Annotated in this window: 19 protein-coding genes and 3 tRNA genes; 17 read left to right on the top strand and 5 right to left on the bottom strand. The window is 71.8% G+C overall.

All coding sequences use genetic code 11. From position 1 onward, the window contains the following. The first annotated feature begins 77 nt into the window (after positions 1-77). The 4 genes from IG86_RS0100515 to IG86_RS0100500 all read left to right on the top strand — a co-directional run bounded on the left by IG86_RS0100515 (position 78) and on the right by IG86_RS0100500 (position 2,962). Positions 78-626 carry a cysteine dioxygenase family protein gene (locus IG86_RS0100515; protein ID WP_030816928.1) on the top strand — a complete coding sequence of 183 codons (549 nt, stop codon included), beginning with the start codon at positions 78-80 and terminating at the stop codon, positions 624-626. Between the two features lie 26 nt (positions 627-652). Beyond that, positions 653-1,672, top strand: a complete 1,020-nt coding sequence (locus IG86_RS0100510; protein WP_045936269.1) for a YeiH family protein — start codon at positions 653-655, stop codon at positions 1,670-1,672. A 194-nt stretch (positions 1,673-1,866) separates the two neighbouring features. Continuing rightward, the gene (locus IG86_RS0100505; RefSeq protein ID WP_030816924.1) at positions 1,867-2,823 is read left to right on the top strand and encodes a trypsin-like serine peptidase; all 957 of its coding nucleotides are present in this window, start codon (positions 1,867-1,869) and stop codon (positions 2,821-2,823) included. A 49-nt stretch (positions 2,824-2,872) separates the two neighbouring features. Then, positions 2,873-2,962, top strand: a tRNA-Ser gene (locus IG86_RS0100500). Positions 2,963-3,101: 139 nt separating this feature from the next. Here the strand turns inward: IG86_RS0100500 and IG86_RS0100495 are convergent. Both IG86_RS0100495 and IG86_RS0100490 read right to left on the bottom strand, forming a co-directional pair. After that, a complete protein-coding gene (locus tag IG86_RS0100495) occupies positions 3,102-3,557 on the bottom strand; it encodes an SCO4225 family membrane protein (RefSeq protein ID WP_030893902.1) in 456 nt (151 codons plus the stop codon). Positions 3,558-3,746: 189 nt separating this feature from the next. Next, positions 3,747-4,073: a hypothetical protein gene (locus IG86_RS0100490; protein WP_157854744.1), complete on the bottom strand. Its 327-nt coding sequence runs from the start codon at positions 4,071-4,073 to the stop codon at positions 3,747-3,749. 273 nt (positions 4,074-4,346) lie between these two features. Between IG86_RS0100490 and IG86_RS0100485 the strand changes: the two genes are divergently transcribed. The 10 genes from IG86_RS0100485 (at position 4,347) to IG86_RS0100440 (ending at position 14,052) form a co-directional block, all read left to right on the top strand. Beyond that, positions 4,347-5,282 carry a LuxR C-terminal-related transcriptional regulator gene (locus IG86_RS0100485; RefSeq protein ID WP_051784927.1) on the top strand — a complete coding sequence of 312 codons (936 nt, stop codon included), beginning with the start codon at positions 4,347-4,349 and terminating at the stop codon, positions 5,280-5,282. A 293-nt stretch (positions 5,283-5,575) separates the two neighbouring features. After that, complete coding sequence (locus IG86_RS0100480; RefSeq protein WP_030816920.1) at positions 5,576-5,989, top strand: DUF6344 domain-containing protein; 414 nt, start codon at positions 5,576-5,578, stop codon at positions 5,987-5,989. 431 nt (positions 5,990-6,420) lie between these two features. Beyond that, a complete protein-coding gene (locus IG86_RS0100475; RefSeq protein ID WP_030893894.1) occupies positions 6,421-6,732 on the top strand; it encodes a hypothetical protein in 312 nt (103 codons plus the stop codon). A gap of 178 nt (positions 6,733-6,910) precedes the next feature. Further along, on the top strand, positions 6,911-8,062 hold the full coding sequence (locus IG86_RS0100470) for an acyl-CoA dehydrogenase family protein (protein ID WP_030893890.1): 1,152 nt from the start codon (positions 6,911-6,913) through the stop codon (positions 8,060-8,062). Then, entirely contained in the window at positions 8,059-9,006 is a 948-nt protein-coding gene (locus IG86_RS0100465; RefSeq protein WP_030893887.1) for a bifunctional MaoC family dehydratase N-terminal/OB-fold nucleic acid binding domain-containing protein, read from the top strand. Before IG86_RS0100470 ends, IG86_RS0100465 begins: the two co-directional genes overlap by 4 nt. Further along, positions 9,006-10,037, top strand: coding sequence for an acyl-CoA dehydrogenase family protein (locus IG86_RS0100460; protein ID WP_030893884.1), 1,032 nt, complete (start codon positions 9,006-9,008; stop codon positions 10,035-10,037). The genes IG86_RS0100465 and IG86_RS0100460 overlap by 1 nt, the downstream gene beginning before the upstream one ends. Further along, positions 10,034-10,417: a MaoC family dehydratase gene (locus IG86_RS0100455; RefSeq protein ID WP_030893881.1), complete on the top strand. Its 384-nt coding sequence runs from the start codon at positions 10,034-10,036 to the stop codon at positions 10,415-10,417. The genes IG86_RS0100460 and IG86_RS0100455 overlap by 4 nt, the downstream gene beginning before the upstream one ends. Then, entirely contained in the window at positions 10,414-11,580 is a 1,167-nt protein-coding gene (locus IG86_RS0100450; RefSeq protein ID WP_030893878.1) for a lipid-transfer protein, read from the top strand. The genes IG86_RS0100455 and IG86_RS0100450 overlap by 4 nt, the downstream gene beginning before the upstream one ends. 136 nt (positions 11,581-11,716) lie before the next feature. Further along, entirely contained in the window at positions 11,717-12,250 is a 534-nt protein-coding gene (locus tag IG86_RS0100445; RefSeq protein ID WP_030816909.1) for a SigE family RNA polymerase sigma factor, read from the top strand. 152 nt (positions 12,251-12,402) lie between these two features. Beyond that, positions 12,403-14,052, top strand: a complete 1,650-nt coding sequence (locus IG86_RS0100440) for a long-chain fatty acid--CoA ligase (protein ID WP_030893875.1) — start codon at positions 12,403-12,405, stop codon at positions 14,050-14,052. 22 nt (positions 14,053-14,074) lie between these two features. On the opposite strand, the gene IG86_RS0100435 is transcribed toward IG86_RS0100440, so the two are convergent. The 3 genes from IG86_RS0100435 to IG86_RS0100425 all read right to left on the bottom strand — a co-directional run bounded on the left by IG86_RS0100435 (position 14,075) and on the right by IG86_RS0100425 (position 18,551). Next, entirely contained in the window at positions 14,075-14,650 is a 576-nt protein-coding gene (locus IG86_RS0100435) for an antibiotic biosynthesis monooxygenase (protein ID WP_030647192.1), read from the bottom strand. A gap of 13 nt (positions 14,651-14,663) precedes the next feature. Continuing rightward, a complete protein-coding gene (locus IG86_RS0100430; protein WP_030893872.1) occupies positions 14,664-18,005 on the bottom strand; it encodes a response regulator in 3,342 nt (1,113 codons plus the stop codon). 120 nt (positions 18,006-18,125) lie between these two features. Further along, on the bottom strand, positions 18,126-18,551 hold the full coding sequence (locus IG86_RS0100425) for an SSI family serine proteinase inhibitor (protein ID WP_030816902.1): 426 nt from the start codon (positions 18,549-18,551) through the stop codon (positions 18,126-18,128). Positions 18,552-18,737: 186 nt separating this feature from the next. Between IG86_RS0100425 and IG86_RS0100420 the strand changes: the two genes are divergently transcribed. The 3 genes from IG86_RS0100420 to IG86_RS0100410 all read left to right on the top strand — a co-directional run bounded on the left by IG86_RS0100420 (position 18,738) and on the right by IG86_RS0100410 (position 19,719). Then, positions 18,738-18,828 (top strand) — tRNA-Ser (locus tag IG86_RS0100420). A 249-nt stretch (positions 18,829-19,077) separates the two neighbouring features. After that, positions 19,078-19,150: transfer RNA gene (locus tag IG86_RS0100415), tRNA-Arg, on the top strand. Positions 19,151-19,353: 203 nt separating this feature from the next. Continuing rightward, complete coding sequence (locus IG86_RS0100410; RefSeq protein ID WP_030816900.1) at positions 19,354-19,719, top strand: PH domain-containing protein; 366 nt, start codon at positions 19,354-19,356, stop codon at positions 19,717-19,719. The last annotated feature ends 10 nt before the right edge of the window (positions 19,720-19,729 follow it).

Genomic DNA, 19,729 nt, shown 5'->3' with positions numbered 1-19,729 from the left:
GATCCATAAGCGCTGCTTGGGATTTCCCGTCACAACTGTCGTTGGACGCGATGGAGCGACGCCCGCACGCTGCCCGTATGACCACCACCACACCGGCCCGTACCACCACGAGGATGGCCGCCCTCGTCAGTGAGATCCGCACGGTCGTGGAGCGGGGACTGGCTCCCGACCTCACCGCCTACTTGGTGGGCGAACGGCTCGCCCCGCATCTGGGGGCGCCCGACCTGCTGACGCCGACGCAGCAGGAGGGCGACCCGGAGCGCTACCGGCAGCACATCCTGCACGCGGAGTCCGACGGCAGTTTCTCCGTGGTGGCACTGGTGTGGCTGCCCGGACAGGAGACGTGCATCCACGACCACGTCTCGTGGTGCGTGGCCGGAGTGCACCAGGGCGAGGAGAGCGAACGCCGCTTCCGGCTCGCGCCCGGTGCCGGTCCCGCCCGTCTGGTGGCGACGGAGGACGTGGTCAACGCCCAGGGCGAGGTCTGCGGTTTCGCGCCGCCCGGGGACATCCACAAGGTCCGCAACTCCTGTTCCACAAAGGCGATATCGGTGCACGTGTACGGCGCCGACGTGTCCCGGCTGGGCACCAGCATCCGTCGCGTCTACAAGCTCCCCGTCGACTGATGGCACTCCTCCACCGCCCACAGGGCATGGCGGTTCGGCATGTTTCACGTGAAACATCCACTCCCTGGCCCGGGTTGGCGCTGGCCGCGGGCGGAGCCCTGGTCGCCTGGTGCGTCCACCACCTCGTGCCGGCCGTACCGATGCTGACCGCGTCGGTGGTGCTGGGCATCGCGGTCGCGCACGTCCCGGGGCCGCGGACCTTCGTGCGAGGGGCCGCGCGGGCCGGTCTCTCCCTGGCCGGCCGGCGGCTCATGCGGATCGGCATCGTCCTGCTGGGCCTCGGCCTGGGGCTGGACCAGGTGCTCCGGCTGGGCTGGACCACGGTGGCCATGGTGGTCGGGGTGGTCGCGGCCACCTTCTTCGGCACCCTCTGGCTGGGCCGCCGGCTCGGGCTTCCGGGTGATCAGCCACTGCTGATCGCCACCGGGTACTCGATCTGCGGGGCCTCGGCGATCGGCGCGGTGAGCGAGGTCTCGGGCAGCGACGAGGAGGACGTCGCCGCCTCGGTGGCACTGGTCACCCTCTGCGGGACCCTCGCCATCGCCGTACTCCCCCTCCTCCAGGACCCGTTGGCGCTCTCCGATCTAGCCTTCGGACGCTGGGTCGGCGCCGGTGTCCACGACGTCGGCCAGGTGGTGGCGACCGCGCAGACCGCGGGCCCGGACGCCCTCGGCGAGGCCGTGCTGGTCAAGCTGATGCGGGTGGCCCTGCTCGCTCCGCTGGTGGCGGCGGTCGCCTTCTCGGTACGGGCCCGGCGGCGCGGGGTGCGCACCCCCTCGGGGCGCCGGCCGGCCCCCGTGCCGCTGTTCGTGGCCGGATTCCTGGCCGCGGCCGCGCTGCGCGCCACCGGCGTGCTGCCCGACGTAGCGCTGGAGTGGGCGCACACCGCGCAGGAGGCACTGCTGGCGGCGGCCCTGTTCGGCCTGGGGAGCGCGGTGCACCTTCCGACGCTGGCGCGGACCGGGGGGCGAGCGGCGGCGCTGGGGCTCGGCGCGTGGGTGGTCGTCGCCGGCGTCTCGTACGGGGGCGTGATGCTCACCGTATGACGCTGCAACGGCCGGGAGTTGGCCATTTCCTGGCCGGAACCGACCGAACGTTCTGACTGGCCGCTGACTTTGACGCGGGGCCGTGCCACTCTGCCCCGGCAAGCCGCACCACGCACAGCCGATCCGCACCGACCGCTCTTCACCCCCACCCTGCCCGGCTCCGACCGGTCCGGGCACGGCAGAAGGAGTCATGCGTGAATCGTCATCGCACGGCCTTGTCCGTCCTGCTCTCCGCGGGCGCCCTGGTCGCGGGTGTCCTGACGGCGGCCACCCCCTCGATCGCGGCGGACACCCCGGCGTCCTTCCGGCAGCAGCACACCCAGGGCTTCTGGACCGCCGAGCGGATGCGGGAGGCCACGCCGCTCGATGTGACAGCGGTCCCCGGCGCCGCCCGCACCCCGGTGGCCACCTCCGCGGTTCCCACCGCCGTCGCCCCGACCGCTGCCCTCTCCGCCGCATCGCCCACGGCGTTCCCGCAGGCGGGCGGGGTCTGGACGGGCGGCGGCGCGGTCGTGAAGACGTCGGGCCGGGTCTTCTTCACGATGGGCGGCCGCACCGCCTCCTGTTCCGGCAACTCGATCACCAGCGCCAACGGCAGCACGGTGATGACGGCCGGCCACTGCGTGAAGTACCAGGGCGCCTGGCACACGAACTGGGTCTTCGTGCCCGCCTACAACAACGGGTCGGCGCCCTACGGCCAGTGGTCGGCCACCAAGACCTTCGCCACCGACCAGTGGGCGGCGAGCGAGGACATGAACATGGACGTCGGCCTCGCCGTCGTCGCCCCGCTGAACGGCCAGACCCTCAGCCAGGCCGTCGGCGCCCAGGGAGTCCTCTTCAACGGCGGCTACAACAAGAAGATGTACTCCTTCGGCTTCCCCGCGGCGGCCCCGTACGACGGCACGAAGCTGGTCTACTGCAGCGGCAACAGCGGCAAGGACTTCCTGCTCACCAAGGACCACGGCCTGGGCTGCAACATGACCGGCGGCTCCAGTGGCGGCCCCTGGTTCCAGGACTTCAACGAGGCCACGGGCCTGGGCACCCAGGTGTCGGTGAACAGTTTCGGCTACACCTTCCTGCCGAACCGGATGTACGGCCCGTACCTCGGCAACGAGGCGAAGGCCGCCTACGACAAGGCTCAGGCCTCCTGACCTCACAGTCGCCCGCCACCCCCGCCCGGCCGGTACTCTGTACCGGCCAGGTGGGTTGCCCGAGCGGCCTAAGGGAACGGTCTTGAAAACCGTCGTGGCAGCGATGTCACCGTGGGTTCAAATCCCACACCCACCGCCAGGTCAGAGAAGTAGCAGGTCAGAGGGCGGGTGCCCGATCAGGGTGCCCGCCCTCTCTGCTCATCCTGTCTCACCTTGATGCACCCGTATCCCGCTGTTGACCAGCGCGTATGGGCCATCTGTGGGCCAGGATCATGGCGCTAGACCTGCGCACTCCTGGAGTCGCGCCGCCGAGCCACGTAGCGGAACAGGGCCCAGATCGCCGCGGCGTTGACCAGGGCGCCGATCAGGACCGAGGCGTAGAAGCCGAAGCCGTCCAACATGTCGAGCTTGGGGTCCACGGATGTGTCCGGTACCCAGTCCGCGGGGAGCGGGCCCGACTCCGAGGGGTAGTCCGTGGGCAGCTTCGTGGGCGGCTCGGAGCCGTACTGGGGATGGGGATCCATGGGCGGGGCCGAGTCCAGGGCGTCCGCCGCGGGTCCGAAGGACGTCAGCAGCACGAGGCTGACCGGCGCCGTGGCCAGGATGGGCCAGGCTCCGAAGATCCCGATGTCCCCGATCCGGCTGCCGACCGCGACGTAGACCAGCATCCCGACGACCAGCGCCAGGTACGCACCGGGCACCCACATCTCAGCCTTCGACCAGCGCCGCACCATCACGTTCCCCGTTCCGTTCCACTTCGTTCGACCTGCGCCCAGTCTCGAAGCTGCCGAAGACCGCCACCTGAGTACGCCTACTCATCCTGCTCGGCCGTGCGTACCTGGTCACAGCCGTGCACGACAAGAACGCCAGGGACACCATGCACTAGTGCCGGCAAAGTTCGCCCCCTTGACGAGGGTGGACTGCTACCGCACGCAGGAGCCGTCCGGCGTCATGTCCGGGGAACCCATCCCGAAGGAGTACAGGAGGGTCAGCACACAGGCCGCCACGAACAGGGCCACCCATTTGACCTCGGGTTCGGTCTGATCCGGTAGCACCGCCACCAAGATGGTCTGGAAAAGCCCGAGCAGTAGGGTCATGCCGATCCAGGCGAACGGCATGATCATCACAAATCCCGTACGGGTCGGCGCGTCCATCCCGTGCGCACAGTCCGCCCACCTTTGCGATGCCAGAGCGGTTCCCAGCACAGTGCCCGCCACGGCGAGCAGCGGCCCCGTCACGAACCACCCCAAGCCGGGCTCCTTGCCCTCCCCCGATGCCGTCATCTGTGCCTGACCTCTCCCTTTCGATCTCACGTACCGGAGCACACACGCCCCCGAACTCCTGCCCGGTTCCCGCGCCGAGAGCGCCATCCCGCTGCCCGGGGCCGCATTTCAGGCCGTCTCGACGAACATGTCGAACTGCATCGCTGAGCACACCGGAGCTAGGCCGTTTCCTTCGGATCACCTTGCTGACCAGATGAAGATGTGGGGCTGGGACCGGACGTGGAAGCCGTCTACCGGGGGATGCTGGCGGACCCGTCGGGGGGTATCGCGGAGCTGTGCGCGAGCCTCGGACTCGCCGAGGCACAGGTGCGGGAGGGCCTGGATCGGCTCGTCGACCTCGACCTGCTGAGGCCGTCGCGGGACACCCCCGGTGCGCTGCGCGCAGTCAGTCCCGAGGTGGGTCTGGAACTGCTGCTGCGCCGCCAGGAGGAGGAGCTGGCCCGGCGTCAGGAGGAGTTGGCCCGCAGTAAGGCCGCAGCCGCCCGGGCCGTGTCCGAATTCGCCGAGCTCCGCCCCAATACCGAGGTCGACGGCGCGGAACGCCTGGTGGGCATGGACGCCATCCAGAGCCGGCTCGAAGGGCTCGCCCACGGGCTGACGCGGGAGTGCCTGGCGATCCTGCCCGGCGGTGCCCTGTCCGAGGCCAGTCTGGAGGCGTCACGCCCGCTTGACCGACGAGCACTGGGCCGTGGCATCGAGATGCGCTCGATCTATCAGGACAGCGCCCGCAATGATCCGATGACGCTGGCCTACGCGCGGTGGCTGACGCAGGAAGGCGGCCAGGTGCGCACCAGCCCCCTGCTGCCGCCCCGTTTGCTGATCTTCGCCCGCAGCGTGGCGGTTGTCCCGATCGACCCGGCCAACTCCCGCCTGGGTGCCCTCTGCACCAGCGCGCCGGGCATCGTGGCGTCCCTGCTGACCCTGTTCGATCAGACCTGGGACTCAGCCGTACCCCTCGGCGCCGACCGCCCCCGCAGTACCGACTCCACCCCTTCTGCGGCCGAGCTCGAACTCCTCAAACTGCTGGCCTCGGGCATGACGGACGAAGCGGCCGGAAAACGCCTCGGGGTGTCCCTGCGCACCGTCCGACGCCAGATGTCCGCGCTCATGGAACGACTGCACGCCAGCAGCCGCTTCGAGGCCGGCCTCAAGGCGGCCCAGCAGGGCTGGCTCTGATCCGCGCCGGGCACCCCGCCTCCCGTCTGTCGTAAGGCCTGCGAGCGCGATCTCGGATTGCGGGCCGGCTGCCTGTGTGCCGGGACAACGGTGCAGGTCGGGCCTGGTTCGGGGCGGTCCCGAGGGCCCGGCCGCAAGGGGATGCGGGAGGGGGTGAAAGGCCGGATTGGTCCTTCCGAGTGGTGTTTGTCGGAAGATCGGCGCGTGTGATGAACGCAGTGCAGTTGCCCCCACATCATGACGAATGTATTCAGATCCGCCCGTCGGAACATCGCGAATCGAGGCACTCCGTCATGACTGACCGCACCATCCTCACGTCGATCTGGACCTCCGTCCTCGCCGCCCTCGTGGCCGTCCTCTCCGCCCTCGGCTTCGGCGGTAAGGTGGCTCCGGCCGCCGCCCCCACCGCCGGTGGCGCCGCCGCGGCTACCGTCGCCGCCCCCGTGCGCCGGCCGGCCGTCACGGCCCCGCGGAGCTGGCGGGAGATGATGCGGGGCGGTTCGCTCCCGCCGACCCTGAAGCAGCGCATCCGGGCCGAGGCCCACGGCAAGACCCCCGGTGTCCGTCGCTCGACCACCGCCGCAGCCATGGGCGCCGCCCCGGGAACCGCCGCCCGCGTCCTGGTCCCCGCCCAGGGGCCCGCCACCCGCGTCCTGACCCCGGCTGCGCAGCCCGCCGCCCGCGAGTCGCTGGCGCTCGCCGCGTAGCACCGTACGGGCGAGTCCGGACGAAGTGGGAACGCAGACAGAAGCGCCGGGTACGTCAGCAGGAGCAGAACCACGGACGCACGTACGGCACGCAGGAGCAGGACCGCAGAAGCCAGTGCGGCACGCAGGAGCAGGACCACAGACGGCACGTACGGCATGCAGCAGCAGGAGCGTAGGCAGGCGCTGGAGCCCGGTCGGTCGTGACCGCGGATCGCGCCACGCGGTGTCCCGGCAGCGGGGCACGGATGGATCACCCCGGCGTGCGCCGGGGAGCGCGCAGGGGGCGTGAAGCTTGGCATTGCAGGGCCGCAGGCCCGGGAGACGGCGGGGTTCCCGGACGGCGCGGCCCTTTTCGGCATGTCCGGGCGCGGCGGCGGTCGGCCAACTGCCTTGGGGCAACTCCCACTTCGATTCTCTGGAGGAATCAAGACATGGCAAGCATCCGTACCACCCGCGTCATCGCCGCCGTCGCCGCTCTTCCCCTCGCCGTAGCGCTCTTCGGCGGGGTGGCGGCGGCCGACAACGGATCCTTCGCGAACGACGGATCGAATGCGAGCGTCGCCAGCATCATCGGCAGCGGCGTGGGTGGCGACAACAACGGCAACTCGTCGACTTCGCAGCAGGTGGCCACCGGCTCCGGCGCCTCCAACCGGAACAACACCGCGCAGGTCAACGGCTCGGCCTTCACGGCGCTCCAGCAGTCCAACTCGAACGTGGCGGTCAACATCCACCCCTGGTGGTGACAGCGGCATCAGCCGCTCCGAATCTTGAGGGCGCCCGTGCGACCGGACCGGCTGGGGTCCGGTCGTGCGGGCGCCCTCGCGCGTGCCCGGCTCCCCTCCCCCTCTCGACCTTGACACCACGGGCAAATCTGACGGACAGTCAGTTACCTCGATGATGCGATGCCGGGAGGCCTGCGCCGTGCACCTCGCCCCGACCGATGGCCAGTTGCGGCTCCGTGCCGAACTGCGCGCGTACTTCAAGGAACTGCTGCCCGATGGGGTCCCCGAGGATCCGGCACGCCAGCGCGCGCTCCTGCGCCGCATCGGCGCCGACGGACTGCTCGGCCTCGGCTGGCCCGTCGAGTACGGCGGGCAGGGGCGCGGCGCGGACGAGCAGTTCGTCTTCTTCGACGAGGCCTACCGGGCCGGCGCCCCGGTGTCCATGGTCACGCTGAACACGGTCGGCCCGACCCTGATGAAGTACGGGACCCGGGAGCAGAAGGACTATTTCCTCCCCCGGATCCTCGCGGGCGAGATCGTCTTCGCCATCGGCTACTCCGAGCCCGAGGCCGGCACCGACCTCGCCTCACTGCGCACCCGGGCGGTCCGCGACGGAGCCGACTGGCTGGTCGACGGGCAGAAGATCTTCACTTCCAACGCCCAGAACGCGGACTGGATCTGGCTCGCCTGCCGGACCGACTCCCAGGCCCCGAAGCACAAAGGCATCTCGATCATCCTCGTCCCCACCGACGACCCCGGCTTCTCGTGGACCCCGATCGACACCGTCGGCGGACTCACGACCACGGCGACCTACTACGACTCCGTCCGCGTGCCGGCCGGAAACCTCGTGGGCCCCGAGCACGGCGGCTGGGGACTGATCACCAACCAGCTGAACCACGAGCGCGTGGCCCTCGCAGCCATCGGCATGCAGGCGGAGGACTTCTACGGGCACGCGCTCCGGCACGCCCGCACCCCCGACCCGGCCACCGGAGAGCGGCCCGCCGACCTGCCCTGGGTACGCTCCCGCCTCGCCGAGGCCCACGCCCGGCTGGCCGCCGTACGCCTCCTCAACTGGCGCCTCGTCCAGGACGTGGGCAGCGGCAGCCTGGCCCCCGGCGAGGCCAGCGGCGTGAAGTTCCTCGGCACCGAGTCCGCCGTCGAGGTGTACCGGATGTGCCAGGAGGTGGTGGGCGAGGAGGCGCTCGTACGCGGCCTCGCGGCCTTCGCGGGCGGCGAGCTCGAACGGATGAACCGGGCCGCGCAGATCAACACCTTCGGCGGCGGGGTGAGCGAGGTCCAGCGGGAGATCGTCGCCATGATGCGGCTCGGCATGAAGGGGAGGAAGCGATGACGGCGGACGCAACCGGCACGGCCGAGGAGGCGGCCCGGTTCCACGCGCTGCTGGCGGCCTTCGAGGGACAGCCGGCCGCCACCGCCGGCCGGGGCAAGGACGCGGTCAACGAGCCGATGATCCGCCACTGGTGCGAGGCGATGGGCGACACCAACCCCGCCTACTCCGGGCCGGACGCCATCGCTCCCCCCACCATGCTCCAGGCCTGGACCATGGGCGGGCTCTCCGGTCACTCCGACCGCTCCTCCGCCTACGACGAGCTCCTCGCGCTCCTCGACGGCGCCGGCTTCACCTCCGTCGTCGCCACCGACTGCGAGCAGGAGTACCTGCGTCCGCTGCGCCCCGGCGACACGATCACCTTCGACGCCGTCATCGAGTCCGTGTCGCCGCGCAAGACGACCAAGCTGGGCACCGGCCACTTCGTGACCACCCGGATGGACGTCCGGGCGGGCGGGCAGCCCGCCGGCACCCACCGCTTCCGGATCCTCAAGTACGCGCCCGCCGCAAGACCGGCGCAGGAGCCCGGGCCCCGCCCGAAGACCGCGGCGCGACGCCCGCGCCCCGTGGTCAACCGCGACAACCAGGGCTTCTGGGACGGGGTCCGCGACCACAGACTGCTGATCCAGCGCTGCACCTCCTGCGCCACCCTCCGCTTCCCCTGGCTCCCCGGCTGCAACGCCTGCGCGAGCCCCGACTGGGACACGGTCGAGGCCTCCGGCGCCGGCACCGTGTTCAGCTACGTCGTCCTGCACCACCCGCCGTTCCCGGCCTTCGATCCGCCCTACGCGGTCGCGCTCGTCGAGCTCGCCGAAGGGGTCCGCATGATCAGCAGCATCACCGGCGTCCCGTACGACAAGGTGCGCATCGGCCTGCCCGTCCAGCTGGAGTTCCTGCGCGTCGACGACGACCTCGAACTCCCCGTCTTCCGCGGGAGCGAGGGCTGATGGACTTCCACCCCACCGAGGAACAGGCCGCCGCGGCCGGCCTCGCCGCCCGGATCTTCTCCGACCTCGCCACCCATGAGCGCCTCGCCGCCGCCGGCACCGGCAGCGACGCCGAACTCTGGAAGGCCCTCACCGCCGCCGGCTTGACCGCAGCCGTCGAGGAGATCGGCCTGCTCGGACTGGTCCTGCTCCTGGAGGAACAGGGCCGCACCACCGCGCAGGTCCCCTACGCCGCCACCTGCGCGTACGGGATCCTCCCCGTGGCCGCCCACGGCAGCGCGGACCAACGCGCCCGCCTGCTGCCCGCCCTCGGCAACGGGGACGCGGTGGCCACCGGCGCCTTCCCGGCCCGCGGCCGGATCACCGCCGAGGACGGCCGGCTCACCGGCACCGCCCCCGCCGTCCCCTGGCTGCGCGACGCCACGCACGTACTGGTTCCGGACGCCGAGCGGGCCCTGTGGCTCGTACGGACCGACGCGCCCGGCGTACGGACGTCCCCGGTCGAGACCACCGCCCCCTGGTCGGCGGGCCGCCTGGTCCTCAGCGGGGCCGGGGCCGAACGCATCGGGTCCGACGGCGCCTACGAGCACACCCTCGCCGCCGCCCGCACCGCCTTCGCCGGGCTCCAGGCGGGCGTCTGCGCGGGCTCGCTCGCCCGTGCGGTGGAGTACACCTCCACCCGCGAGCAGTTCGGCCGGCCGCTCTCCACCAACCAGGGCGTCATGCTGCGCGCGGCCGACGCCCACATGGACACCGAGGCGATCCGGGTCACCACGTACGAAGCGGCCTGGCGCATCGACCAGGGGCTCGCGGCGCGCGAGCACGCGCTGACGGCGGCCTGGTGGGCCTCTGAGGCCGGCAAGCGGGTCGTGCACGCGGGCCAGCACCTGCACGGCGGCATGGGCGCCGACCTCGACCACCCGGTCCACCGGCACTTCCTGTGGGGACGACAGCTGGACGCCTACCTGGGCTGCGGCAGCGAGCTGCTGGCCGAGCTGGGGGCGTCGATAGCCGAGGGAGAACAGGCATGAACGTCGGCGACACGCTGCCGCCGCTGGAGATCGCGGTCACCCGCACCCTGATCGTCGCGGGCGCGATCGCCTCCCGCGACTACCAGGACGTGCACCACGACACGGCGCTCGCGCGGGAGAAGGGCTCCCCCGACATCTTCATGAACATCCTGACCACCAACGGACTGGTCGGCCGCTACATCACCGACCGGCTCGGGTCGCGGGCCGTCCTGCGCAAGGTGGCCATCCGCCTCGGCGCCCCCAACTATCCGGGGGACACCATGACCCTCACCGGCACCGTCACCGCTGTGCTCGGCAACACCGTCGAGATCCGGGTCGTCGGAACCAATGGCATAGGCCACCACGTGTCGGGAACGGTCACCGCGGAGGTGGCGCGATGAGCGTCCGCACCCGGGACCAGCTCGGCGGCCGGGCCGCGATCGCCGGCATCGGCGCGACCGAGTTCTCCAAGGACTCCGGCCGCAGCGAGCTCAAGCTCGCCGTCGAAGCCGTGCACGCGGCCCTCGACGACGCCGGGCTCACCCCCGCAGACGTCGACGGCATGGTCACCTTCACCATGGACACCAGCCCCGAGATCACCGTCGCGCAGGCGGCGGGCATCGGGGAGCTGTCCTTCTTCTCCCGCATCCACTACGGCGGAGGCGCGGCCTGCGCCACCGTCCAGCAGGCCGCCCTCGCCGTCGCCACCGGGGTCGCGGAGGTCGTGGTCTGCTACCGCGCGTTCAACGAGCGCTCCGGACGCCGCTTCGGCTCCGGCGTCCAGCAGCGCGAGGCCTCGGCGGAGGGCGCGGCACTGGGCTGGTCGCTGCCCTGGGGGCTGCTGACCCCTGCCTCCTGGGTGGCCATGGCCGCCCAGCGCTACCTGCACACCTACAACCTCAATCCCGAAGCCTTCGGGCACGTCGCCGTCACCGGCCGACGGCACGCCGCGAACAATCCGGCCGCCTATTTCCACGGCAGGCCGATCACCCTCGCCGACCACGCCGCCTCACGCTGGATCGTCGAACCGCTGCGGCTGCTGGACTGCTGCCAGGAGACCGACGGCGGCCAGGCCCTCGTCGTCACCACGACCGAGCGGGCCCGCTCCCTGCGCCGCGCGCCCGCCGTGATCACCGCGGCGGCGCAGGGAGCCGGACGCCGTCAGGAGGGCATGACCTCCTTCTACCGCGACGACCTGACCGGCCTGCCGGAGATGGACGTGGTCGCGCGCCAGCTGTGGCGCACCAGCGGGCTGCGACCCTCCGACATCGACGTCGGCATCCTCTACGACCACTTCACCCCCTTCGTCCTGATGCAGCTGGAGGAGTTCGGCTTCTGCGAGCCGGGCGTGGCCGCCGACTTCGTGGCCGCGGACGCGCTCGCGCTCAACACCCATGGCGGCCAGCTCGGGGAGGCCTACCTGCACGGCATGAACGGCATCGCCGAGGCCGTCCGCCAGGTGCGCGGCACCTCCGTCAACCAGGTGGCGGGAGCCTCGCACGCACTCGTCACGGCCGGCACCGGGGTGCCGACGTCCGGGCTGATCCTCGGCGCCGACGGCTGAGACCCCGGTCCGTGCCGGGCCCCGCCCCCTCCACCTTCAGGGGGTGGGGATGGCCCTACTCCTACAACCTGAGATGGATCCCCCATCGGCACCTACGGGCGATTCCAGGGCTGGCGGGCGCTCCTAGCGTGGAGACATGACCCCGCCTGTGTGCCCGCTCGCCTCGAACCCGACGCCGTACCCGTCGTTCTCGGCGTACGTCCGGAACCGCGGCACGGTCCTGTTGCGCACCGCGCGTTCCCTCACCGCCAACCCGTGCGATGCGGAGGACCTGCTCCAGACCGCCCTCGCGAAGACGTACGTGGCCTGGGACCGCATCGAGGACCACCGCGCACTGGACGGCTACGTCCGGCGGACCCTGGTCAACACCCGTACCTCCCAGTGGCGCAAGCGCAAGGTCGACGAGTTCGTCTGCGACGAACTCCCGGAGACCGAGCCGGCCCCCGCCTCCGACCCCGCCGAGGCCCAGGCGCTGCGCGACGCGATGTGGCGTGCGGTGACCCGGCTGCCCGACCGGCAGCGTGCCATGGTCGTCCTGCGCTACTACGAGGACCTGAGCGAGGTGCAGACCGCCGAGCTGCTGGGAGTCTCGGTCGGCACGGTCAAGAGCGCCGTCTCCCGCGCGCTGGGCAAGCTCCGTGAGGACCCGGAGCTCACCCCGGTCCGCTGAGACGGGCGTTGTTTCACGTGAAACAAGGGGCTGTTTCACGTGAAACACGAGGCGGGTTCTACCCTCGGGTAGTGACAGACCGACCGGTATGTGAGCAGAATCGGCAGCATCCGTAGCCGCCGCAGCGCCGCAGCGCTCACCGGGAGGACGCTTTGCTCAGCACCATGCAGGACGTACCGCTCCTCGTCACCCGCATACTTCGTCACGGGATGACGATCCACGGGAAGTCCCAGGTCACGACCTGGACCGGAGAGGCCGAGCCGCACCGCCGGAGTTTCGCCGAGATCGGTGCCCGGGCCACCCGCCTCGCCGGCGCCCTGCGCGACGAGCTCGGAGTGCAGCAGGACGACCGGGTCGCAACCCTCATGTGGAACAACGCCGAGCACGTCGAGGCGTACTTCGCGATCCCCTCCATGGGCGCCGTCCTGCACACCCTGAACCTGCGGCTTCCCCCGGAGCAGCTGGTCTTCATCGTCAACCACGCCGCCGACCGGGTCGTCCTGGTCAACGGCACCCTGCTGCCGCTGCTCGCCCCGCTGCTGCCGCACCTGCCGACCATCGAGCACGTCGTCGTGACCGGCATCGGCGACCGCTCCGTGCTCGACGGCGCCAACGTGCGCGTGCACGAGTACGAAGAGCTCCTCGAAGGCCGCTCCGACAGCTACGACTGGCCCGAGCTGGACGAGCGCCAGGCGGCCGCGATGTGCTACACCTCCGGCACGACCGGGGAGCCGAAGGGCGTCGTCTACTCCCACCGCTCGCTCTACCTGCACTCCATGCAGGTCAACATGGCCGAGTCGATGGGGCTGACCGACAAGGACACCACCCTCGTGGTCGTTCCGCAGTTCCACGTGAACGCCTGGGGCCTGCCGCACGCCACCTTCATGACCGGCATCAACATGCTGATGCCGGACCGCTTCCTCCAGCCCGCCCCGCTCGCCGAGATGATCGAGCGGGAGAGGCCCTCGCACGCCGCGGCCGTCCCCACCATCTGGCAGGGGCTGCTGGCCGAGGTCACCGCCAACCCGCGTGACCTGACCTCGATGAAGCAGGTCACCATCGGCGGCGCGGCCTGTCCGCCCTCCCTGATGGAGGCCTACGACAAGCTCGGGGTCCGCGTCTGCCACGCCTGGGGCATGACGGAGACCTCCCCGCTGGGCACGATGGCGCACCCGCCGGCCGGTCTGAGCGCCGAGGAGGAGTGGCCCTACCGGATCACGCAGGGCCGCTTCCCCGCGGGCGTCGAAGCCCGCCTCGTCGGCCCCGGCGGCGACCTGCTGCCCTGGGACGGGTCGTCGGCCGGCGAACTCGAGGTGCGCGGCAACTGGATCGCGAGCGCCTACTACGGCGGTGCGTCCGGCGAACCCTTCACGCCCGAGGACAAGTTCAGCGCCGACGGCTGGCTCAAGACCGGGGACGTCGGCGTCATCAGCCCCGACGGCTACCTCACCCTCACCGACCGCGCCAAGGACGTCATCAAGTCCGGCGGCGAGTGGATCTCCAGTGTCGAGCTGGAGAACGCGCTGATGGCGCACCCCGAGGTCGCCGAGGCCGCGGTGGTCGCCGTACCCGACGAGAAGTGGGGCGAGCGGCCGCTGGCGACGGTCGTCCTCAAGGAGGGCGCGACCGTGGACTACACGGGGCTGCGCGAGTTCCTCTCGCACTCGATCGCCAAGTGGCAGCTGCCGGAGCGCTGGACGATCATCGCGGCCGTGCCGAAGACCAGCGTCGGCAAGTTCGACAAGAAGGTCATCCGCCAGCAGTACGCGGACGGCGCACTGGACGTCACCAAGCTCGCCTGACGCCCCCGGGCCCCGAGGGGGCCTAACCCCGCGTGAGCCATGGCCGCAGCAGCCTGCTGACGGCGGGCATGGCCACATAGGTCATCAGCGTGCTGAACACGACGGCGAAGGCGGCCGTGCGCAGTACGAAGTGCAGATCCACCAGGTACGGCCCGAGCACCGCGTTGCCGGCGAGCGAGATCGGGAAGATGGCCAGCCCAGAGCTGATCGCCATCTTCCATCGCGGCGGCGCGGGCCGGGTCGTACCCGGCTTGGCGAACCAGGTCTCCATGCCGTGGAGTTCCCGCCGGGCTATCTCCGTGTGGTGGTGGCCCAGGCAGTTGGAGAACCACTGCGCCCGCTCCGGGGAGTCCTGCCAGCGCTGGAAGGCGGCCTGGTTGCGGAAGCGGTGGACCAGGAACCACGGACCGCCCTCCGTCGCCGGCCGGAAGAGCCCGTAGCCCAGGTGGTCCGGGAATCCTGCGGCCGTCTCCAGGATCCCGTGGGCCCAGGCCTCGAACGTCTCCTCGTGCCCCGGCTCCACCTGTCGCGCGATGAGCAGGTTCACCTCCCCGTTGTCGGCGGGGACGGTGTGCTCGGTCGTGTTGATGATGGCCATCGGGCCAGGATCGCTAGTTGGTGCCGATCTTGGCCAGCAGGTCCACGATGCGGCCCTGGACGTCCGTCGTGGTCGCCCGCTCCGCGAGGAAGAGCACGCTCTCGCCCGAGGCCAGGCGCGGCAGTTCGGCCGGATCGATGCCGGTCGCCGTGTAGACGACCAGCGGGGTCCGGTTCAGCTGCCCGTTCGCCCGCAGCCAGTCCACGATCCCGGCCCGCCGACGGCGCACCTGCATCAGGTCCATGACCACCAGGTTCGGCCGCATCCGCGTCGCCAGCTCCACCGCGTCGGTGTCCGCGCCGGCCCGGGCGACCTGCATGCCGCGCCGCTCCAGAGCCGCGGTCAGCGCGGTCGCGATCTCGTCGTGCTCCTCGATCAGCAGCACCCGGGAGGGATGCTGCTCGCTGTCGCGCGGGGCCAGCGCCTTGAGCAGCACGGCCGGATCGGCTCCGTACGCCGCCTCGCGCGTGGCGTGCCCCAGCCCGGCCGTGACCAGTACGGGCACCTCGGCGGCCACCGCGGCCTGCCGCAGCGACTGCAGGGCGGTCCGGGTGATCGGCCCGGTCAGCGGGTCGACGAACAGCGCGGCGGGGAACGCGGCGATCTGCGCGTCCACCTCCTCACGGGAGTGGACGACCACCGGGCGGTAGCCCCGGTCGCTGAGCGCCTGCTGCGTCTGCACATCGGGCGCCGGCCACACCAGGAGCCGGCGCGGGTTGTCCAGGGGCTCCGGCGGGAGTTCGTCGTCCACGGGCTGCGGCACGGGCCGGTTGACCACCTCGACCGCACCGCCCGGGCCGTCCAGCGGCTCGGGACCCTCGTCGGCGCCCGCCTCCGGGGCGCCTATGGCGAAGGCTCGGCCCTGCGGGCTGGGCTCGGCGAGCCGGCGGCGCCGGCCGGACCCGGAAGCCGCAGCGGGGGCCGCGGCGGTGGGGTCGACGGCGATGCCCTGGCCGAGGGTGCCCAGAGCGCGCACACTGATCGGCTGCGCGGCCTGCCCCTGCGCGGGCGCGTCCTGCGACTGGCGCGCTCCGGGGACCGCGACCTGGCCGGTGGCCCCGTCGTCCTCGGAGGCCGTACGGGCTGCCGGAACCGGCCACGCGGGGGCGCCGGCCAGCGCACGCCGCCGCCCGGTCGGGTTCTCGGCGGGAGCGTCGGACGGTGCGGCCGACGCCTCGGCGGGCTCGGCTCCGGGGGCGCCCAGCGCGCGGCGGGCACGCCGCCCGGCCGGTGCCTCGGCGTCGGGTCCGCTCTCGCCCTCGGAGGCGGCGGCACCGGGGCCCGCAGGAGCTGACGGAGCGGAGGGGACGGGGGGAACGGGAGCCGGACCGGCCGGCAGCGCGAAGCCGCCCTCCGGTGCGATGGGCCGGGCCGGAGCGGGCGTCGGACCGAGCCCCGTCGCCGGTACGGGACCGCCGGGCTGCGCCGGACCGGCCGGACCCAGCGCCCGCCGTCGGCCGGCCGGGTGTTCGGTCACCGGCACCGGGGGCACCGCGGGCACGGGCGGGAGCGCGGGCATCGCGCTGCCCTGCGGCTGCGCGGGCCGACCGGGGCCGCCCTGGCCCTCGCCGCCGCCCTCGCCGCTGTCGTCACCGGCCCGGCCGCGCCTGCGTCCGGTTCCGAGCCCCGCCGGGTTCACCGGGGACTGCGCGAGTTCGGGCCCCGCCGTCGGGCCGGCCTCGCCGGCGCGCCGACGGCCCGACGGCAGCGCCAGCGCGCCCCCGCCCTGGCCGGCCTGCGCGGCCTCGGGTCCCGCGGTCTCGTCCTCCAGGAAGGCGTCCACTCCGCGCCGGCCCCGCCGGCCGCCGGAGACCTTGCCGGGAGCGGCGCCCGGGGCCGTCCCGGCGCCGTCCGGACCGGTGCCCGCCGGGGGCTCCGCCGGCTCGGGCAGGGTCACCGTGCCGGCACCCGAGCCGAGCGGCAGTTCCAGCACGTAGGCCCCGCCGGGCGCGCCCGGGACCTCCACCGTCTGCAGCACGCCGCCGTGAGCGGCCACGATGCCCCGCACGATCGGCTCGTGGACCGGGTTGCCGCCCTCGTAGGGGCCGCGCACCTCGATCCGTACGACATCGCCGCGCTGTGCGGCGGCCACCACGATCGTCGAGTCGCTGTACCCGCTGCCCTGACGGGTCTTGCCGGTGGCGTCCACACCGGCGACGTCCGCGACCAGGTGTGCGAGTGCGGTCGAGATCCGCTCGGCGTCCACCTCGGCCTCGATGGTCGGTGCGTGGACGGCGAACTGCGCGCGCCCGGGCCCGATCAGTTCGACCGCGCCGTCGACGCCGGCCGTGACCACTCCGTTGATCAGGACTTTCTTCTTGGCGAGCTTCTCGCGGCCGGCGTCCAGGCGCTGGAAGCCGAGCACGTTGTCCACCAGGGTGGTCATCCGCGAGTAGCCGGCGGCCAGGTGGTGCAGCAGCTGGTTGGCCTCGGGCCACAGCTGTCCGGCGTCGTCGGCGGCCAGGGTCGCCAGCTCCGCGCGCAGCTCGTCCAGCGGCCCGCGCAGCGAGTCCCCGAGGACGGCGAGCAGCTGCGCGTGGCGCGCGGCCAGGGCGTCGTAGGGCCGGCGGTCGGTGAAGGTCATGACGGCGCCCACGAGCTGCTCCCCGTCCCGTACGGGAGAGGTGGTCAGATCGACGGCGACCGGCTGCCCGGCCTTGTTCCAGAGCACCTGCCCGCGTACGCGGTGCTTGCGCCCGCTGCGCAGGGTGTCGGCGAGCGGGGACTCCTCGAAGGGGAAGGGCGAGCCGTCGGCGCGGGAGTGCTGCACCAGGCCGTGGAGTTCGCGGTTGCCGAGGTCGGTGGCGCGGTAGCCGAGGATCTGGGCGGCCGCCGGGTTGACGAGCACCACCCGTCCGTCGGTGTCGGTGCCCACGACGCCCTCGGCGGCGGCGCGCAGGATCATCTCGGTCTGCCGCTGGGAGCGGGCCAGCTCGGCCTCGGTGTCGACGGTCTGCGAGAGGTCCCGGACCACGAGCATCAGCAGCTCGTCACCGGTGTAGGCGGGTTGCGGCTCGCGGTAGGCGTCGCGGCCGTCGAGGTGGGCGCTGGTGACCTCGACGGGGAACTCCGAGCCGTCGGTGCGGCGGGCGACCATCCGCTTGGGCTTGGTCCGGCCGCCTTCGTCCTCGCCGGGCCGGCGCATGGAGCCGGGGATCAGCTTGGAGTCGAACTCGGGCAGGAGGTCGAGCACGCCCCGGCCGACGAGCCCGGTGCCGGGGCTCTCCATGACCTCGAGCGCGATCGAATTGGCGTTGACGACCGTGCCGTTGGCGTTGACGAGCAACAGCGCGTCCGGAAGGGCGTCGAGTATTGCTGCGAGGCGAGCAGCGCCTCGGGATGGCCTGCTGCTCACGACGAGCTTCCTCCCTGACCAACGACTACCGGCAAGTCACGGGAGGAGTCTAAGGCCACAGGCTCGCGGCGGGGTGGCCGATGTGGGGCCGGCGACTCCCCTTCCGGGCATCCTCCCAGGTCAGGAACGCCCACTCGGAAGCAGAGGTTCCAACTCGTCCCAGCGCTTGATTTCGCATCCGTCCGTCCGGCGGAAGGTGGCGTTCACCTTGCGTCCGTTCCATGTTCCGGTGACGCGCGCGGTCGCGGGTCCCCCGTACTGCTTGGTGCAGATCTGGTCCGGAGGGACGGGGGCGAAGGGGTCGCGCCCCTCCTTGGCGAACTGCTCCAGCCGCGCGCAGGCGCCCTCCGCCTCCGGGTGGTCACCGCCGACGGGTCCGCATTCGAGCCTGTACTCCCGGTCCAGCTGTCGGTTGCCGGTGTCGGCCATGGTCATGGTCAGCCGGTCGGGCGGGGCCAGCAGCTGTCCCAGGGGCAGTGGGGGCAGCGGCCCGGCGGCCGCGGTGGCCAGGGCCGAGGTGACGGCGAAGGCGGCGAGACGCAGCATGGGGCACTCCAGGTCGTCCGTACGTCATTCGCCTGCCCAACGACGCGGGCGCGCCGATGTTGCGTGCGGCGGGGCCTTTAAGGCTTTGCCCTCGGCCCGTCCCGCCTAGTACCGTGGGAGCGGATTGGTGAGGGGCCCTGCGCCTGTGTCATCATCTGCACGCACCCTCGTACGCGGGGGTGTGCTGGAGGCGTCGCCTAGTCCGGTCTATGGCGCCGCACTGCTAATGCGGTTTGGGTCTTACCACCCATCGAGGGTTCAAATCCCTCCGCCTCCGCAGTTCATCGAAGCCCCGGTCCATCAGGACCGGGGCTTCGATGCGTTCCAGGGCTTGCGCGCCGGCCCGGGCTCGCGTGGCCGGCGGGGCGTTCAGGCCCGGCCCTTGCGCGACCTCACGCGGACGATCTTCATCCAGGGCGTTTCCGCAGGTCAGGATGGGTTTGGCTAATGGATTTCGCGTCCCGGCGAGGTCCATGTATTGTTGTTCTCGCAAGGCCAACGGGGCGAAAAACCCCGGGAAGCCCAAGCACTCGTAGCTTAACGGATAGAGCATCTGACTACGGATCAGAAGGTTGCAGGTTCGAATCCTGCCGAGTGCACAGCAGGGCAGAGGCCCCGGACGAAAGTCCGGGGCCTCTGTCGTATGTCCCCCCGGATGTGCCGGGCGGGGTCTCCTCCTTGTTGGGGAGGGGGTCCCCCGGAAGGTGTCAGGGACGGAATGGCTCTGGCGGGGGACGCCGGCCACCCGGTGGCGTCGGTACGGTTCTTGAAGATCGTCCGAAGCCGGAAAACGGGGGCACTCATGGGACTGTTCGGGAATGCGCACACCGTCGACCCCGTGTCGGCGCAGCGGGACTACGCGCGGCTGCTGGGGCAGGGGGAGCAGGTGCACGCGGCCTACCTGCTGATCCGGGACACGATCCTGTTCACCGACCGGCGGCTGGTGCTCGTCGACAAGCAGGGGATCACGGGCAAGAAGGTGGAGTACCACTCCGTCCCGTACCGGAGCATCACGCACTTCTCCGTGGAGACCGCGGGCCACTTCGATCTCGACGCCGAGCTGAAGATCTGGATATCCGGCAGCTCGACGCCGATCGAGAAGACCTTCACCAAGGGCGTCGACATCTACGAGGTGCAGGCGATCCTGACGCAGTTCGTCGCCCGGTAGCCCGGCGTCC

The sequence above is a fragment of the Streptomyces virginiae genome (genome assembly GCF_000720455.1).
GTDB classification, from domain to species: domain Bacteria; phylum Actinomycetota; class Actinomycetes; order Streptomycetales; family Streptomycetaceae; genus Streptomyces; species Streptomyces virginiae.
This window is presented reverse-complemented; position numbering and strand designations above follow the sequence as displayed.

What these genes read in the sequence shown, in the direction of transcription:
- IG86_RS0100460 (WP_030893884.1), top strand. Translation starts at nt 9,006, where the DNA reads ATGGACTTCCACCCCACCGAGGAACAGGCCGCCGCGGCCGGCCTCGCC.
- IG86_RS0100465 (WP_030893887.1), top strand. Translation starts at nt 8,059, where the DNA reads ATGACGGCGGACGCAACCGGCACGGCCGAGGAGGCGGCCCGGTTCCAC.
- IG86_RS0100515 (WP_030816928.1), top strand. Translation starts at nt 78, where the DNA reads ATGACCACCACCACACCGGCCCGTACCACCACGAGGATGGCCGCCCTC.
- IG86_RS0100495 (WP_030893902.1), bottom strand. Translation starts at nt 3,557, where the DNA reads ATGGTGCGGCGCTGGTCGAAGGCTGAGATGTGGGTGCCCGGTGCGTAC.
- IG86_RS0100455 (WP_030893881.1), top strand. Translation starts at nt 10,034, where the DNA reads ATGAACGTCGGCGACACGCTGCCGCCGCTGGAGATCGCGGTCACCCGC.
- IG86_RS0100410 (WP_030816900.1), top strand. Translation starts at nt 19,354, where the DNA reads ATGGGACTGTTCGGGAATGCGCACACCGTCGACCCCGTGTCGGCGCAG.
- IG86_RS0100510 (WP_045936269.1), top strand. Translation starts at nt 653, where the DNA reads ATGGCGGTTCGGCATGTTTCACGTGAAACATCCACTCCCTGGCCCGGG.
- IG86_RS0100445 (WP_030816909.1), top strand. Translation starts at nt 11,717, where the DNA reads ATGACCCCGCCTGTGTGCCCGCTCGCCTCGAACCCGACGCCGTACCCG.
- IG86_RS0100485 (WP_051784927.1), top strand. Translation starts at nt 4,347, where the DNA reads ATGCTGGCGGACCCGTCGGGGGGTATCGCGGAGCTGTGCGCGAGCCTC.
- IG86_RS0100425 (WP_030816902.1), bottom strand. Translation starts at nt 18,551, where the DNA reads ATGCTGCGTCTCGCCGCCTTCGCCGTCACCTCGGCCCTGGCCACCGCG.
- IG86_RS0100450 (WP_030893878.1), top strand. Translation starts at nt 10,414, where the DNA reads ATGAGCGTCCGCACCCGGGACCAGCTCGGCGGCCGGGCCGCGATCGCC.
- IG86_RS0100480 (WP_030816920.1), top strand. Translation starts at nt 5,576, where the DNA reads ATGACTGACCGCACCATCCTCACGTCGATCTGGACCTCCGTCCTCGCC.
- IG86_RS0100475 (WP_030893894.1), top strand. Translation starts at nt 6,421, where the DNA reads ATGGCAAGCATCCGTACCACCCGCGTCATCGCCGCCGTCGCCGCTCTT.
- IG86_RS0100435 (WP_030647192.1), bottom strand. Translation starts at nt 14,650, where the DNA reads ATGGCCATCATCAACACGACCGAGCACACCGTCCCCGCCGACAACGGG.